Source organism: Chitinophagaceae bacterium, from assembly GCA_016713085.1.
Taxonomy (GTDB): Bacteria; Bacteroidota; Bacteroidia; order Chitinophagales; family Chitinophagaceae; genus Lacibacter.
In genome coordinates this window covers 171,619-188,268 of the sequence record JADJPV010000002.1, presented here as the reverse complement: position 1 = coordinate 188,268, position 16,650 = coordinate 171,619, and the positions used below count along the sequence as shown (strand labels likewise).

The following is a 16,650-nucleotide window of genomic DNA, read 5'->3' as shown; positions in this document are numbered from 1 at the left end:
GTACCCCAAAATTCACTTGAAGAAATATCCGCAATTTGGTATGTTGCGCTCAAATTGTTTGCAGTAGTTGATGAAACTGTTATAAGAAAGAGCTTGTTAGGCTACCTCAAACTCCACACAATCAATCCGTATATCCTGAACCTGCAGTTTTTGCTCTAACAACTTACAGTAAGGGGTACTATTTTTTTTAGAGAAATGCTTGCAATAATGGCAGGTACGTTGCACAGTAATAGCTCCTGACTGATGAAGTTTATTTATGAGAGTTGTTATGTTTTCCCATAACCCTAATTTTTCCGTCTGAGATATGCCTGAAATAATTTCTGTAAAGGGGTTCACAAAATGTTCTGTATCTAAAACAATATTTTTCCCTTGGGGTGTCAACTGAATAGTGTAGCTCCTGGTATCTCTTTTATCAGCTATTTTTTTAATTACCTTTTTTTGCTCCAACACTTTTATTGCATCACTAATGGTAGGTTTGGTTACATTAAATTCTTTTGCCAGGTAACTGACAGTGGATTTATCGGAAGCGTGGTGCTGAATAAAAATGAGTAACTGTATTTGTATCGGGCTTAATCCATGTTGTTTAGCCTTTTTCCAAAGTAAAACCCTGAATACCTGCGATAATCTTTCCAGACCAGCAACTATCTTATTATCAAGACTGGCGTTTTGATACTTTAGGTTAAATACCGACATGCTATTTGCAATTTTCCATTTCTACTATATAATACCCTTTTTCTGTAATCATTTTTTCCAGTTCTACTGTGGCCGCTTCTATATGACAAAAACGGCACTCTTTGGCTGTCAATTGTTGACCGGTCTGTTCTTTAGATTGTAAGTAATCCTTACCAAAGGTATGAATTATTGCTTCTTCTTTTAGAGTATCGGGGGCAATAATGTCAAAGTGCATTATGCTGCCATCATTTTTTGTTATATAAGTATCCCAAACAGAAACTTTCATTCTATTAAATTTTAGATTTTAGAAATAAAAAGATGAATAGCCAGATGACTCCTTTAAGCAGGAAGAAAATAAATCCGGCTATTCCGATTCTTTTAAAGTATGATTTTATGTTAGAACTCATCTTTATTGATGTATGGATAAGTCCATAGAATTACAGTAAGAGTTATAGCTTTAAACCATGCCGCATACATAGCTTCAACAACTTCTTCGCCATGACCTTTTTTTGTTAAGAAACTTTTAATAGTAGCTGTAATAGGAAAGATAAACGCCACCATATAGCGGTAGTGAATAATGGGCACAGTATCCACTCCATCTGTTTTATTCTTTTTAGTACTGTGGTGACGCAGTGCAACTTCATGCTGATAATTCAGCCAATCCTGGTCATAAGGCCGGTTGCACAAGTCCATAATCCACTGGCCGAACCTTGCCCTCACGGCAGCCAGGTAATCCATATTTGGCTGATTATTCTTAGTAAAATAGTGAACCAGATGTTCATTACCGCCAACAAAGCCATACCATAAGTCAAGCACATCATTGGTCTGGTCTTTTAGCACCTCTCCGGCCAACCGCAGGTTCTTTTCATCTTCCGCAGTAAACAAAACAGTTTTTTTTAGTAGTTCTAAATCGGCAATACTTACCGGTGATTGCCCAACTTGCCCGTAGGCATAACCTTTAATTTCTTCTGACATTGTATAAAGTTTATGTGAATGAAAGTTCAAATATAGTAAGGATTCCTAACTAAACAAATTTTAACTTCCCCCACCTATTACCCTGTTTCAGTTTTTTCCTCCTTCAACCTTCCTACTTCCTCCCCAATCAACCTTTTAATATCCATCTTCACCTGGTAATAATTATCCAGCACCTGCTGCTGGGTAACATTGCTAACAACAGGTATGTCCTTGTAGTTGCTTACTTCTGCATTCAGTTTTTCATGGTTGTTAATAATTTCTGAATGAAACATTTTGAGTTTTATTTTTTCCAGAGGATCATCAGCAACCATGCCCACGAACTCACCGGAAGAAAGAGCTGCGATTTTGCTGGCGGGTATGGCTGCATCCAATTGTTTACTGTGGCTGATAGAAGTATCGGTTCGGTTGATGGAAACACTTTGTCTATCCTGCATAATTTTTCCAAAACGTTCACTCAGCAACTTACTGGTTTCACCCATCACCTGGCCACTGATGATGTTGCCGGTAATATTTACAATCACATCAGCTTGCTCCCGGCCATAATCCTTTTTAAGCTGGCTAAAATCCTGCATGGCTAATGTAGTGGCAACTTTATTACTTCTTGCGGTTGCAATCAGGCTATCAATATTATTGAAATAAATGGTAGGAAATTCATCAAAAACTAAACTGCATTTCTGCATTCCTTTTTTGTTTACCTGCCTTACCAACCTTGAAACATAAAGCGATAACACTGCTCCATAAATTTGTTGCTTCTCAGGGTTATTACCCACACAAACAATCTTTGGATGTTTTGGATTGTTAATGTCCAATGTAAAATCGTTGCCGGACAATACCCAATAGAGCTGCGGAGCCGCCAACCTTGCCATACCAATTTTTGCTGAAGCCACCTGTCCTTCCAATTGCTCCATTGCATCGTTTTGATAAGCGGTGATGAATGGGTTTACCAACACTTCAATTTCAGGCTGTGTGTTCAACACTGGAAACAATTCATCATACTCTGCCTGCATTAATTCTATTACATGCGGCAGGGTGCAATATTTTCCATCAGCATATTTTCGCAGGAACCAGATAACAGCCGTAACAAAATTGATGGGTGACTCTACAAAGAAATCTCCCTGCTTGTTTATCCATTCTCTGTTCAATCCTAACAGAATAGTCCTTGCACTTTCAGTAGCATCAGTAATATCATTCATGCTGTTTGGGTCAAGGGGATTGCATCGGTGCGATACAGAAAGGTTATCAAAGTTGATTACATAGAATGATGGCTTAACTGAATAGTTGTGTTTATTTTTCTGTAGCCAGTTGTAAACAATGCGGCTCAAATCATCATACTTAAAATCATACACAAACATGGCAAAGCCTTTTTCAATATGCTGCTTGATGACATGCTGAATTACAAACCAACTTTTACCAGCACCAGGACTGCCAATAACAAGCAAGCCACGAAATGGATTGATGATATTTATCCAGCTTTTTCTTACACGACCTTTCAGGTTGTATCGGGCAGGCAGGTTGATAGAATATTCGTTACTGATTAACCGTTCTTCCTGCGGAAAGGTTTCATTTAGTGAATTGAAAACATCGTCACCCAAATTGTAACGGATTAAACGGCTGAGTAAATTACCACCAGCCAGTATCAATAGAAAACCAATTCCAGTGACGGTCATGTAAATGATGGCGACCGTTTGAATTTCTTTTTGCAATTGGAATAGCAGATAACTTCCAAAATATAGTAACAATCCAATCAGCAAATATGCCGTGATACTTCTCCAGTTTATCTTTTCATCTTTTTTTCCTTGTGAACCAAACAAAGAAATTGTCAATAAGCCTAATGCTAAAAACTTTGATGTCAGCAAACCGCTGAATAATCCTGTTTGAGAAATATTCTTCATCAGCCGGTCGGTAATAGTTGATTTTATTTCCCATTGCTCAAAAGCAACATAGCAGAAATAATAAAAGTGCAACAGCAAAATAAAGATGCTGGCAAATCTTGTGAGGTCTATTATCTTCCGCAACCCCTGTTCGTTCTCTCCTGTAACAGACATAGTAAAATATTTATCGGTTAAAAATTATTGTTGTTGCGTTTCTTTTTCTTCCGTTTCTTTTTCATCAGGCTTCCGGGTACGTTATCGTATTGCTCTTTAGTGGAAAGAAGCACATCCAAAATACCTTCTGTTTTTGCTGGCGGTAGAATTACTTTTTCTTGTTGCTTTTGATGCTGATTATCTTTTTGCAAAGAGCCGGATGAACTTCCCTTATTTGAATCTTCGTGATTAAGAGTGTTTTCATTTACTGTTGCCAACCTGCTTTGCAAAGCTGCAGCACTGTAACCTTTCCCTAAATCACTTCCATTAAAAACAGCTTTGGTTTGGTTGTCAACAAACGTAATTCCATACAACCTGCCATCTGCATTTTGCCGAAGCACTGTATAAACCTGTTGCTGTTCCAAAGCTTTCACCAAATCTTTCATTGATTTTGGAGAAGCTGCCAGGCAATTATCCAACGCTGTTTTTGTTCTTTGTTTTAGCGGTTCTTTTAACGGTTCGTTATTTTCAAATTTCTTTTCCAGGTTTGCTAAGATTGGTTTGCAGCCGATGGAACTTGCTTTGATAGGAACACCCACTTTATTTCCATCTGCATCAAGTATGCGATATACCAATCCACGGTTCTTATAAATCCTGCCTTCTTCTTTACCTCTGTCGGCTACGACATTGAACTGTTTGAGGGCTGCATTAAACTCCGGTAATGAGGCAAACTTGTATTGACTAAAAACTGCACCCACAATATTAGAGATTGCTCTCTTGGTTTCATCTTTTCCATACACTGCTTTTGTTGCATCTGCTGGTTTAATGCCGGGGTTTCTTAATTGGCCTTGCTTTTCTGCTCTCACTAATCCAAACAATTGCTCAATTTCTTTTCTTGCTTTTTCAGATTGATTCCTCCCAATGTTGTGAGTGTTTATTCTGGTGCCATTTTCCCTAATGGTGGTGCTGACGATATGAATGTGCGGATGACCTGCATCTTCATGCTTGTAAACCAAAAAAGGTTGTTCACCAAAACCAATTTTCTCCATGTATGCAGAAGCAATTTCAAGTAACCTGGTTTCAGATAGCTTTTCGGATGGGTCAAAATTGAGAGATACATGCAGGGTTTGGGTTGTTGCCCTTTCATTCAAACTATTCAGTCTTGCAAAGCCATTCAACTTTTGATAAAAATTCATATCCTTAGCATCTTTAAGATAGTTGGCTGCATGAAGGCAAACGGCGGTACCTTTTTGCACTTTATTTTCGTTGTAATTGAGTGCAGCTTCAATACTTTTAGGTGTGGTTATTTTTGCAACCATTGTTCATAGAGTTGATTCATCCGTAATTTTATTTCTTCTACTTTGCTGATTAGCACTTTTTGTAACCCATCATACTGTTGTACCCAAACCCTGAACTCCGGTATCTTATCCAGTATATGCAGTTTGTGTACTGCCTGGTTAAAATTGTTGCCGATGGCATTCAGTTCTTTTTTCAGGTTCAGCATATCCAACAAAAAATCATCGGCACTTTCGTTTCTGTACTTTACCGTAATAGGCTTTTGTAAACTCAGTTTTCTAACATAAGTACTCAGGTATCTTTCGGTAGTCTTTTTTCTGAATTTTTCTGCCTGTTCAAATTCAGTTTCATTCATTCTTACTACCACCATTTTGCTCCTCACTTCACTTTCTAACTTCTTCATGGTTTTAAGTTTTCTGTTTCAATACCCCGAAACGACTTCGGAGTGAAGGGCAAGATGCCCCAAACGTATAACGTTTGTACATCTTGCCATGTGCAAGACCGGGCACATTAAGCCCTTGTAAAATTTATCCGTTGAGAATTTTATTTCTTCTCGCAAACGCATAACAAAACAGGCGTAAAATCTGTACCAGTATTGATGTTTACATGGCTAATATTTAGTCAGGTAACACATAAAATTTCATTTGCAATAGAATGATTATTTTTCCTGCATGGAAACGGATATAAAGACTGAAGAAATTAAGAAGATTGTTTTGCAAGGTTGCAGCCGGTTTTCTTACACGATAAAGCAGGTAGAAATAACAAATATTTTAGGTGCTACTGTAGCTATTTTAGACGAATATTTTATTACTGATTCAAACGGCGAAACGTATAAATTATACAAGACTAATGAGGGTAACTGGTATGATATACCTGATATGAATAAAGGGGTAAATACATCCGTTTTACTGGCTTTGAAATTTGGAATTGATAAAGATTAAAATGTTTTCAAATTGCAAGTACCGGCTATACTCATCAGATAAAATCAGAATTACTGAGTAGAAAATAATTGATGTTTAGTTAAACCTATTTCCAGATAAAAGAAGCCATATCAAATAATAATTTGTGCCGTTCTTCCAATTCTGATTGTCCGAAATCTGAAACCGGTTTAAAGTTCAATTTATAAGTGGTCATCATATTTGAGAAATCCAATTTTTTTGTATAAGTATCTTCACGGAGAGTTTCGTTCCAGTAGAGGGTATTAGCGTAAGTTTTTAATTTCTTTTTATAAGTTTCATTATTGCTGGAAATATTGTCCTTACCTTTTAATAATAGTAATCCGCCAAGTCGGTTTCTTTCGCTTTTAAATTTATCTTCATCGCCACTAAATAAGCTTAAATTTTCTTCATTATCTGCAAGAATATGTTCAATATGAAAGCCATTTACTGACCCTGTATTTTGAACTAAATCGTAAAGCGAATGCTTTACGTTCATTTTGGTATTATCTGCAATAAATTTTTCAATCCTTGCAAAGAAATACCTCTTAAATCTTTTATCTAACTCAATACCTGTTTCTTTAAAAAAACCATATGACAGAGGTGCGGTGGCTTCTACACCTCTTGCCTCTGTTAATAATTCCATTAAAGTTTTATCGAAAGCTCCTCTGATTAGAGATACATCTTTGTTTCTGATTTCTATGCTGATTTTATAAATAGCTACTGCTAAGGCATTGCTTCCGTAGCTTCTTTGTATTTGTAAAAGGCAAAATAATCTGTCTAATTCATATGCTACTGCTGTTATTTTATCATCCTCTTGTGGGTCATTAATTGAACAGGCAGAAAGAATAAGAAGAAATTGATTATCCATCTCTGTCAAACTATTATAATAGACGCTTTCAAAACCTGTGTTTGAATCAGCATCTTTATAATAAGCATAAATTTTTGCGTAAAGGTTGGTGTAATACTTGAAATCGTTGAGCAGAAAATGTTTTACCTGCGTGGGGTTATGGTCTAATTTTAGTTTATTCTCAGAGAAAATAACCCGATGATAATCTCTGTCATATTTTCTGCCCTCGCCAATTGTATCAGCTAATTTTGCTTTAAGGTAATAAGTGAAAAATTGGTCAATTTCATCTTCTTTAAAGGAGTTTATTGAACCAACCTGATGCTCCCAAAGCTCATTTAAAGCCAATCCATCTAATTCTTCTTTTGAAATTTGACCTAATAATTTCCCTTTAATGATTTCATAAGGTTTAAGCTTTACTCCCCGGTCATTAATTACCTCAAAAACCATTGGAACATCTGTTTGCTCAACGTTAAGATTTATCAATACTAAGCGGTGCATATAATAAAAGACAAAACTCTCAAACCTGTGTAAATCTGTTAACTCATGGTCAAGTCTTGAAGATATTAGTTCGTAATTACTTACCATGTTTTGTGCAGTTAGACCCGTTGACGTATCAATGTTTTCATTTGATATTCCATCATAAAGTGATTGCATTGCTGTTTTGTGTGCTTCGTGATTCATCCAAAAGTCAGTCTTGTAACCAGATAATCCAACTATCTTACTACTAATCCATCCTTCTAATTTGGAGTTTAAATCTTTGGCAATATGCCTTAGTTTAATAAGTAAAAGTGTAAGAGTAGTTAGTCTTTGTTGACCATCCACAATATATAGTTTGCCATCCACATTGTTAGTAACATAAGTATTCAGATAATACCAACTATACTTACTTACGGTCTGGTCAAGTGGCAAACTCAGCTCTCGATACTTTTTATATTCTTCATTGAATTTGTAAAAAATGTCGTCAAGTAAACGTTTTACAGGTTCATCATTCCATTTATATTGTCTTTGGTAAAAATCGATATAAAATGTAGTATTTGAAAAGAGCTTATCTATATTCTGATTTTGCGGTTGTACATCCATTAGTAGGTGGTTTAGGGAATAAATATATTTCTTTTGTTATTGGTGTAAATATAGTTTATCGCATTCATTTTGCATATCATAAAGCTTGAAGGATAAAAAGGGCTACAGCACCCCTTCATCAGCAAAACTGAATACCCTTCGCTGGTTATGATGATATGGTCAATCACTCTAATATCATGGTAAGCGGCAGCTGCTTTTATTTTCTGTGTTAATTCTTCATCGGCACGGCTTGGTTTTAAATTTCCCCTGGGATGATTGTGAGCCAGCACTATACTTACTGCCAAAGATTTAATTGCAGCAGCTAATATCAATCTTGGGTCTGCTACAGTTCCTGTAAGTCCACCGGCAGATGCTTCATAAACACCAATCACTTTGTTGGCTCTGTTCAGCAATAGCACTTTAAATTCTTCCTGCATTTCAATTGTATTTTCATTCCATAATTCTTTCAGCAGTTTGTAGCAATCCTGTACACTGCCAATCTTTGGTCTTTCAGAAGGCTTTATTGTTGTTTTATAAACCAATTCTACTTCTGCTACTCTTGTCCACTCCGGAAATTGCATTTTCATCTGTTCCATAACATAACTTTTTAATTGTTTAAAAATTAATTACAGAACATGCCCTGCCTTTTGGCAATAAAGGCCATGAAGCAACGGAATAAATAGTATCTAATTAATAGCGGAGCAGTTTTCTTTATGCCGGAATTTCATGGCCACTTCAGCAGCCAAAAGGCTAAATTTGTGGAAGAATTAATGGAGAAATATGTTTTAAAATTATTGTTCATTATTTTACAAAAAGTGTTTAACCAAATGAGAGATTATTTTGAATTACTTGAAGAATTAAAAAGCAAAGGCATTAGTGCCCTTGAAGGCGATTTTTACGATTATCGTGGATTACCCTTAGAGAAGGAGTTTGAATTATTTTACCAGTTCTGCCAGGAATATCTTGACCGTGGTGATTTGGGTTTTAATATCAATCAAGCAAGGTTTTATTACAATACTAATATCGATGTAAATGGCTTGGCATTCTCAAAAGATGGTTACTTGCTTGTAGAAATCTATAAGGGAACAATATTTGGTTTAAAAGCATTTTTTGAGAAGAAAAAAGAGGCATTTAATTTGGAATCCCTAAGCAGCTATAAAAACACTATTGAAGTTGATGAAATTTCACCTGACTATTTCTTGTTTCAATATGTAACATTATATTTTCTCTATCATGAAGTCGGGCATCTTATTCAAAGAAGTATTGGTTCAGCAGATTACAAAGAATTTGCTGCAGTAAATTGCGAAGGGGATGACGTTGTTAGCCAGCATGTCAGGGAGCATGATGCAGATTGGTTTGCCGCAAACCAAATCGCATTTCATTTAAAACCATTTGCAACTAAAATAGCCGATAAAAGTAAAGGGGAATTCAAAACAGTTTTGGAAGATGTTACGGCAATTGCATTAGCCGGTATTTACATGTATTTTATACAAAGAGCCAAAAGCTATCCGGAAATATATTATCAGGAAAAATGTCATCCGCACCCTTCAGTCAGATTGAGTTATATGATAATTTACTTATTGGATGCACTTTCGGAAAACATATCGTTCAAAATTAATCAACAATCAGTCTTAAAGAATGCAATTTTAATCAGTGAAGGTTTAATGATAGAGCCTGATAGAAACATCATTGAAGAGTATAGTTTACAATTACAATCAGAAATAAACAATGTTGAAAAATATATTAATAAAATCAGGCATGATGCAGAGAGTTATCCATACACTTCCTTAAAAGTATTATTTCCGAAATAACCAAGCTGCCCCGCCATTTTGTAAACTCTGCCACAATGTTGCGGGGCAGCTTTTTTATAAGTTTAAGGGGCATTTTTCAATGCCCCTTAAAAATGATTAGCTCCAATTTTCTGCAAACTCACACTTTACAAAACTCTCACAAAGCTGAAAGGCTTTTTGTGTTCTTAGTTGTGCAGTTCCACCGTATAATAAGGATTTCATCTTGGCTTCCTCGTCATTGTAATTTCTTACATTTTGAAAATAGCCGGTAATAGAATTGTATGCACCAAAAACAGTTCCCTTTGTTGCTTCTGTTTGTTGTGTAGGGCTGGTGCAATTATATTCGTACACATCATCACACATATTTTTAAAACAGGTGCTTAGTTCATTCATTTCACCTTTTTCAATGTTCTGCAATACTTCTTTATTGGGAACCATTGCCATTTGTATCAATTTCTGTACTTCCTTATCGGTGATACGGACTTTTGCCCATTGGTTAAAAATCCCTTCTAACTGGATAGATAGCTGATTAGATATTCCCATTGCTTTATGGGCTTCTTCCAATCTGTCCTTAGCATTGGCAGTGTGCCTGATTTTAATAGAATTTGTATGGTTTCTCAAAGCTGCATTAAGCGTATTGTTGCAAACAATACGAATAGGTGTAAACGCCGCCATGATACTGCCAAGCCCATCATGTGAAGTAGTAAGGAATAGATACTTTTCACTCATATCATCGTTACCCACTTTGATATAGCCCGGCAATTTAGCAGTAATAAAAATCTTTTCGCCATTCCCCAAAGCGCCTGCGGTTTCGTATTGGATGCCATCACCATCTACAATAGCATCAAAAAAACTGAAAGCATCCGTATTTTGTACCACTTCATAATCTTTACCCAACCGGTCGCCTAATATGGCGTTGGTATCTGGCCGGTAAGTATAGAATGAATTGGTAGAGATAATTTCGTTGCCATTATCCAGTCTATGAATGTTTGGTCTTTTGCAAACTTCAAAATCAAGCCCTGCAAATTGCAATGCTTCTTTGCTGTTTGGATAATCTTCTACTATCTGTCCCAATCCATGCCATGCTTTTTCTTTTACACTAAAAAAACTGTGTTGCTGTGTTTGCTCATTGAAATTAATATTGTGTGCCATAATTGTAAATTTAGAAATGATTAAAAATGAAAAGCATCCTGCCATTTGACAGGATGCCATAAAAACTAAAATGGCAGGTCGTCTGCGACTGCTGAAAGGGCTGCCGCTGGTGCTGTGTTCATTAGTACTACTGGCGCAGGTGTTGCATTACCACCAGTAGAACGCCCATGCAATTTGATGCTGTTTACATGGAAAGTAAGGCTGGCTTTTACTTCGCCTTCTTTGTTTGTCCAGGCGTTTGCACCAACACGGCCATTGCACTCAACTAATGAGCCTTTGGTTAAATATGCCGCTACACCCGGATTTATCCAGTACGAACAGTTTACATAGGTTACAATTTTCTGAACCTCGGTATTGCCTTTTGTTTTGTAAGTGTCATTAATAGCAATGGAAAAGTTCACTACTTTTTTCCCTGCTTTGGTTTCGCTAACGGTTGCGTCTGCTGTTACTCTTCCGATGATGTCCATAACATGAAATTTTAATGTTTAAAAAATAATTATTAAATGAAGTCAGCTTCGCTTCATTCATTTACCCTTAGCGACCAGCCATTAGGACTGCGGCGGAGGAACAAGGTTTTTCAAATAAAATACTACCCCGTGTTGGATAGCATTGCATTTTCAGGTGGAGATTTTTTTGAAAACCCGTGGCGATTGACGGCTCTTTATAGTGTAGGAAGAAGACCTTGTTCCGCACAGAGCAGGACAATAATTTTGCGGCAGGGTCAGTTGAATGAGTAGTTTATTAATATCTTCTTTGTAAAATCTGCTTTGCAGTTTCTGGATTTGTGTTTGCCAGGATATACTTACTTAATCTTTCAGTAAGGCAATCTCAATTCCCAATTTCCTTATCCGGCGTAATGGTTCCGCCGTTTCGTTATGACGAAGGAGTAACGATTTATATAAACGGTGGAAGGATTGCGCCGGGTCTTTGATGATTGAAGAACAGAACGATGAACGGAGCGTCGCAACAGAAGATGAACAGAGAATAAAAAGTTGGTAACCCAAAAATATTACTTACCAGACAAAATAGAATATTGTTTTATCCTTCTTTCCTCATCGGGGTCTGAAATACAAATAATAGATTGAAGCAGCAAAATATAATCTGCAGGTAATTGATTCTGAATTGCACCTGTTACAATAAATTCTTTATACCAATCATAAGGAACCAAGTTATTGTTGATTGAATTAGTATCAGCAATATAAACCTGCGCAACATACTGCGAATTGCTCTCATCATAAAAGGTCAGGCAATCTTCATTGTAACCTTTACCTAATCCTTCAGCTTTATCAAGCAAGGATTTCTCTTTACTATCAATTTTAAATAGTACTCCCCAAACTATATCGCCCGGAATATCAGAGTTTAAAATATTTGCTTTAACAGAACCATCCTTACTTACTTTATTACAAACTAATTTATAGCCTGGAAGAAATACATTGGTAACCTTTGTAGCTGAAGGTACCCGTTGGGCGAGCCTGTTTATATTCATATTTGAGCCGTATGCAAAAATCAACATGCTGTTACCTGATTAATACCCTAAAGATAGAAAGCTTCATGGGTTGTCTGGAATTGTGGTTGGCGGAATACATGCAAATAATCTTGGTAATGCCAATCTCAATTCCCAATATCTTTATCCGGCGCAATGGTTCCGCTGTTTCGTTACGACGAAGGAGTAACGATTTATATAAACGGTGGAAGGATTGAGCCGGGTCTTTCTATTAACCCGCCAGTATAAACACTTAGTCAATCACTCATTGCTCCCAGTCAGGGATTGCAGTTGGAATCCTTGATAGAAGAAGGGTACACAACCATCTGCCATTTAAAGAAACGGTATTATAAACTTAACTGTGTCTGATTGTTGAATTAAAAACTTTTTAGATCAAGCGTAAATAAAACAAAATCAGCCAGATAGTAACGGTGTTGAAAATTTAGGTTTTAATCGGTATAAAAATTGATAGGTGTATTATAGGCGATTAATTTAACCATGACCAAGGCTTCCTATTCTGATAAGAAAACTGTCATTTCCATTCTGACAGCGTCTTTTGCTGACAACAAAAGCGTAAACTATATTATAAGGCAGGATAACCAAAAGAAAAACCGAATAAGGAAACTAATGGAGTATTCATTTGATCACTGTTTCTGGTTCGGTGAAGTATTACTTTCTGATGACAATAAAGGCTGTGCTCTCATTATTTTCCCCGATAAGAAAAAAACTACGATTAAATCAGTAGTTGCCGATATTAAATTGATAATAAGCTGCACCGGGTTACTCAATGCAAAGAAAGCTATGCGCAGGGAGGCTACTATTAAAAAAATTCATCCCTCTCATCCTTTTGCATACCTGTGGTTTATTGGTGTAAACCCATCGGAACAAAACAAAGGAGCAGGAACGGTTTTGCTGGAACAGATACTTGAGAAAAGTAAAGCGGAAGGTCGCCCTGTAATCCTGGAAACTTCAACAGAAAGAAATTTGCCGTGGTACCGGAAACATGGTTTTACAATATATAAAGAACTTGATTTTGGATACAAGCTTTTTTGCATGAAAAGCAATTAGAAAATGTAAGTAAACCGATATGCTGTTACCCGGTACCCAAATGCACATAATTACTTTTCTATTTGTTTGTATAGAAATTGTAATTCTTTTTTACCTGCTTATCTACCGGCTGGCCCGGCCAGATGACAAATCAGCTTACCTCAATATAATTTTAATTTTGCTTCTTATAGTTTACAACGTAACCGGCGGTTTATTGCCTGATGAAAACCTGCCCGGTTCCTTTTATCTTCAAACAAGTATTGCTTATGCAACCGGGTTTATTACGCCATGCTATTTCCCTTATTATGTTTATCATGCCTTCCATTTAGAGAAGATGAAGTTTCATGCTTATAAAGGTGTATTTATTTTTCTTATAGCTCCGTATGTCATCTTTGTAAGTTTATTTGTTTCGTCTGAAAATCTTGAATCCGCAAAAAATCTTCTAATCATTCCAACCGCATACGCTTTATGGGTAATTATCACATTGATAAAGGCTGTACGCCATAAGTATAAAAACAGCTTTGAAACGAAAGGGGCTAAAGAAGAAATGGCTGTGTCTTTTATAAGCCTTACACCGTGGGTCAGTCTTCCGGCAATTGATTATTATAATTTAGGACAGGCTGTTGAAGCAACAACTACAAATACAGGCTTTCTATTGCTGCTGGCACTACAACTAAAGCAGCATATAAGGATGGTAAAATCGGAACATCAACGGCTGATTGAATCTGAAGAAAAACTATCCCGTTGGAATGAAAAACTACAGGAAGAAGTAGATAAAAGAACCCGTGAAATAGAGCGGCTCAGTGCTGAAGAACGAATAGTTGAAAACTGTAAGCAATATCAACTAACAGTAAGGGAAAGGGAAATAGCCAGATTGATTTGCCGGGGAAGTTCGTATAAACAAATTGCTGACGGCCTGTTTATTGCTGAAAGAACGGTAACTAAGCATGCGCAAAATATATTCGATAAGGTAAAAGTATCCAGTAAGCTGGAATTGCTCAACAAATTGGGTGTTGTTCCAATAAATTAACCGAATCCACTGCCTTTTTAGCTTAAAATACGCTGAATTACTTATTAAAATACGCTACTTAACGTAATGTTATTGGTTTGCGGTTTGCAACATAACTACACAAAATGGTGTTATGAAAAGTGTAGTAAAGGCAAACGGGATTGCAAAGGGTTCTGGCATCAGCCAATCACTGCTTCTTCAGAATGAACAGTCATTTTCGGGCCCGAAATTATCTGTTCAACAGGCACTCGGTAAATGGTATTTTATACTTAGCAATGGGATGGATAATAAGGTCTGGAATGGCCAGTTTTTTCCTGAGTTATTGGAAAGTGATTTACTCAATAGCCTTCAAACAGATGTGGAATATATACCCTCACTGCTGATGGAAGAATTCATCGTCAATTCTTTCGTTTTTGATAAGGAGCAATATACAAAATTAGTTCAGGCATTATTGCGAAATATCAGCGATGAAATTTTTTGTAAGATGGAAAACCACAGCATTGTTTGTAGGCCAATTGAAACAACCCTTGCTTTTATACAAAATTTCTTTTATGAATATTATGATTTTGACAGCAGGATTACGAAGTTTCGATTCAGGGAAATATCGGAGTGCATAAAGATAAAGATTGATTACCTGATGTTAAAACATAATAACAGCAACCTTCTAAAGGTATTTCATCAGGCAGTGACAGAGCATTGTATTTTACAGGAGAATTGTGTTACTTACAGACAACTGGTTTATCTGCAAAACCTTATTCAGGAGATTGAAGCCGGGTCCGCCTCCGTCACTGAAAAGGTTATCAGAGACATGCTTTATTACAACAATTTCAATTCGGTATGTTTTGTTGAGTATGAAATTGATTTGATAAAAGCACAGGCAGAAAATACTGAATCAGATTCAGCTTGCATTTCACTTCTTCAACATCAGCACAATCTGGTTTCTCAATTAAAAGTAAAATCAACAACTTGTTTCGACCATAGAAAGCTATCCCTGAAAAAGCAAATTGAAGATTGGATAACAGATGAAATAAAACAAGTACAACAAAAGAATAAAAAGATTGCAGATAAAGACTTATTGATAGACCGGGAGTTAAAAATACAAACATCCTTGTCTGTTGCTAAGCTGGCAGTGCTAGTCAGAGTATTGGTGGTTGACAAAATTATAATCAATCGTACAGTTGCGCCAATGCTTAAAACAGTTTCTAAATTATTCACGACTCTTCAAAAAGATGATATTTCATTTGGTAGTTTGGAAACAAAGTATCATGCTCCTGATAAAGCCACATTAAACATGATGAAAGAAATAATGCAGAAGTGGATTGGGCTTTTAGGAAAGCTATGAATATGACATTCCAGTAGCCCTACCGTACTTACCCAGAATAATTTCAGCGTGGATAGATATTTGCGGCAGACATTCTATAACTCAATAATTAATCGCTATGCTAAGTACAATTTCATGGAGCCAATATGTCGCTTTCGTATGTGTGGTCTTGCTTTTTTATTATTGTTTCATTGGGTTTAAATATTATCGCTGGGAAATATTAAGCCTTATAGGTATTAGGAAAGTAGAGGATGAGAAGGTTTTAATTCCTGTTACTGATGCTACTCAGCATTTCAAGTCTGTAGAAAATCCCGACGACTATGTGCCAAAATCTGCCGCAGCTACAGATATATCTCCAGTTATGCAGTCTTTCGTTGGCGAAGTGCAGGCATACATTCAGGAGGCGAGGCCCAATGCTCACCAACCAGAATTATTGCATTCCCTGGTAGTAATCGCAGCAAAATACCCTGTACTAAACGGTGCAGGTTGCAAGGATGAGTTGGTGCAAATTGTTTTCAAGGAAGTAAATAATAAATATCCCGGGGTGCTCTCGTTAAGCGATTTAAGAACGCTATGGGAATGATTTGAAAAACTAATGCTTCGTTGTTGCTTTGGCAGTTATGATTATGTGGGATGGGTTAGCACATCGAAGCATTTTTCTTTTTTTTCGTTAATTAAAAATAAATGGCGAGTATGAAAAGTGTAAGAAAAGAAAATCAAGTAAAGAAGTCTTTGCTTTCTATTGCAGCAACTTCTCTAGCAATGCTTCTTAATATAGTTGCCGCCGCACAAGATGGCAACGCAGGTATTAATGAAGCCAATACCAAAGTGAGAAGCTACTTTGCTGCCGGTACCAACCTGATGTATGCCGTTGGTGCAATTGTTGGCCTGATAGGAGCAGTGAAAGTTTATCAAAAATGGAACAGCGGCGACCATGATACAGGAAAAGTAGCGGCTGCATGGTTTGGGAGTTGTGTGTTCCTGGTGATTGTGGCAACCGTTATCCGGTCATTCTTTGGCGTTTAAATTTTTCTGTT

General features: G+C 36.6%; 17 protein-coding genes and 1 pseudogene. 7 read left to right on the top strand and 11 right to left on the bottom strand.

Annotation, left to right across the window (positions count from 1 at the left end):
• Positions 1–96: 96 nt before the first annotated feature.
• The 6 genes from IPK31_13345 to IPK31_13320 form a co-directional block, all read right to left on the bottom strand.
• Positions 97–693 carry a winged helix-turn-helix transcriptional regulator gene (locus IPK31_13345; protein ID MBK8088836.1) on the bottom strand — a complete coding sequence of 199 codons (597 nt, stop codon included), beginning with the start codon at positions 691–693 and terminating at the stop codon, positions 97–99.
• Between the two features lies 1 nt (position 694).
• Entirely contained in the window at positions 695–958 is a 264-nt protein-coding gene (locus IPK31_13340) for a DUF2024 family protein (GenBank protein ID MBK8088835.1), read from the bottom strand.
• Positions 959–1,068: 110 nt separating this feature from the next.
• Positions 1,069–1,647, bottom strand: a complete 579-nt coding sequence (locus tag IPK31_13335) for a protogloblin ApPgb (protein ID MBK8088834.1) — start codon at positions 1,645–1,647, stop codon at positions 1,069–1,071.
• A 77-nt stretch (positions 1,648–1,724) separates the two neighbouring features.
• Positions 1,725–3,692, bottom strand: coding sequence for a YWFCY domain-containing protein (locus tag IPK31_13330; protein MBK8088833.1), 1,968 nt, complete (start codon positions 3,690–3,692; stop codon positions 1,725–1,727).
• A 17-nt stretch (positions 3,693–3,709) separates the two neighbouring features.
• A complete protein-coding gene (locus IPK31_13325) occupies positions 3,710–4,990 on the bottom strand; it encodes a relaxase/mobilization nuclease domain-containing protein (protein MBK8088832.1) in 1,281 nt (426 codons plus the stop codon).
• A complete protein-coding gene (locus tag IPK31_13320) occupies positions 4,975–5,322 on the bottom strand; it encodes a mobilization protein (protein MBK8088831.1) in 348 nt (115 codons plus the stop codon). Before IPK31_13320 ends, IPK31_13325 begins: the two co-directional genes overlap by 16 nt.
• A 316-nt stretch (positions 5,323–5,638) precedes the next feature.
• Here IPK31_13320 and IPK31_13315 point away from each other — a divergent pair, with 316 nt between their 5' ends.
• On the top strand, positions 5,639–5,908 hold the full coding sequence (locus IPK31_13315; GenBank protein MBK8088830.1) for a hypothetical protein: 270 nt from the start codon (positions 5,639–5,641) through the stop codon (positions 5,906–5,908).
• An 85-nt stretch (positions 5,909–5,993) separates the two neighbouring features.
• Here IPK31_13315 and IPK31_13310 read toward each other — a convergent pair whose 3' ends face one another.
• Positions 5,994–7,832 carry a DUF262 domain-containing protein gene (locus IPK31_13310; GenBank protein MBK8088829.1) on the bottom strand — a complete coding sequence of 613 codons (1,839 nt, stop codon included), beginning with the start codon at positions 7,830–7,832 and terminating at the stop codon, positions 5,994–5,996.
• A 102-nt stretch (positions 7,833–7,934) separates the two neighbouring features.
• Positions 7,935–8,407 (bottom strand): annotated as a pseudogene (locus IPK31_13305) (JAB domain-containing protein).
• 117 nt (positions 8,408–8,524) lie between these two features.
• Here IPK31_13305 and IPK31_13300 point away from each other — a divergent pair.
• On the top strand, positions 8,525–9,622 hold the full coding sequence (locus IPK31_13300) for a hypothetical protein (protein ID MBK8088828.1): 1,098 nt from the start codon (positions 8,525–8,527) through the stop codon (positions 9,620–9,622).
• Positions 9,623–9,718: 96 nt separating this feature from the next.
• On the opposite strand, the gene IPK31_13295 is transcribed toward IPK31_13300, so the two are convergent.
• The 3 genes from IPK31_13295 to IPK31_13285 form a co-directional block, all read right to left on the bottom strand.
• On the bottom strand, positions 9,719–10,753 hold the full coding sequence (locus IPK31_13295) for a DUF945 domain-containing protein (GenBank protein MBK8088827.1): 1,035 nt from the start codon (positions 10,751–10,753) through the stop codon (positions 9,719–9,721).
• A gap of 65 nt (positions 10,754–10,818) precedes the next feature.
• The gene (locus IPK31_13290) at positions 10,819–11,220 is read right to left on the bottom strand and encodes a single-stranded DNA-binding protein (GenBank protein ID MBK8088826.1); all 402 of its coding nucleotides are present in this window, start codon (positions 11,218–11,220) and stop codon (positions 10,819–10,821) included.
• Positions 11,221–11,762: 542 nt separating this feature from the next.
• Positions 11,763–12,266, bottom strand: a complete 504-nt coding sequence (locus IPK31_13285; GenBank protein MBK8088825.1) for a gamma-glutamylcyclotransferase — start codon at positions 12,264–12,266, stop codon at positions 11,763–11,765.
• A gap of 468 nt (positions 12,267–12,734) precedes the next feature.
• Here IPK31_13285 and IPK31_13280 point away from each other — a divergent pair, with 468 nt between their 5' ends.
• The 5 genes from IPK31_13280 to IPK31_13260 all read left to right on the top strand — a co-directional run bounded on the left by IPK31_13280 (position 12,735) and on the right by IPK31_13260 (position 16,639).
• Positions 12,735–13,304 carry a GNAT family N-acetyltransferase gene (locus IPK31_13280; GenBank protein ID MBK8088824.1) on the top strand — a complete coding sequence of 190 codons (570 nt, stop codon included), beginning with the start codon at positions 12,735–12,737 and terminating at the stop codon, positions 13,302–13,304.
• 313 nt (positions 13,305–13,617) lie between these two features.
• Positions 13,618–14,313 (top strand): response regulator transcription factor, encoded by a 696-nt coding sequence (locus tag IPK31_13275; protein MBK8088823.1) that lies wholly within the window; start codon positions 13,618–13,620, stop codon positions 14,311–14,313.
• A gap of 112 nt (positions 14,314–14,425) precedes the next feature.
• Positions 14,426–15,634 carry a hypothetical protein gene (locus IPK31_13270; protein ID MBK8088822.1) on the top strand — a complete coding sequence of 403 codons (1,209 nt, stop codon included), beginning with the start codon at positions 14,426–14,428 and terminating at the stop codon, positions 15,632–15,634.
• A 97-nt stretch (positions 15,635–15,731) separates the two neighbouring features.
• Positions 15,732–16,196, top strand: coding sequence for a hypothetical protein (locus IPK31_13265; GenBank protein MBK8088821.1), 465 nt, complete (start codon positions 15,732–15,734; stop codon positions 16,194–16,196).
• Between the two features lie 110 nt (positions 16,197–16,306).
• Positions 16,307–16,639 (top strand): DUF4134 domain-containing protein, encoded by a 333-nt coding sequence (locus IPK31_13260; protein MBK8088820.1) that lies wholly within the window; start codon positions 16,307–16,309, stop codon positions 16,637–16,639.
• The last annotated feature ends 11 nt before the right edge of the window (positions 16,640–16,650 follow it).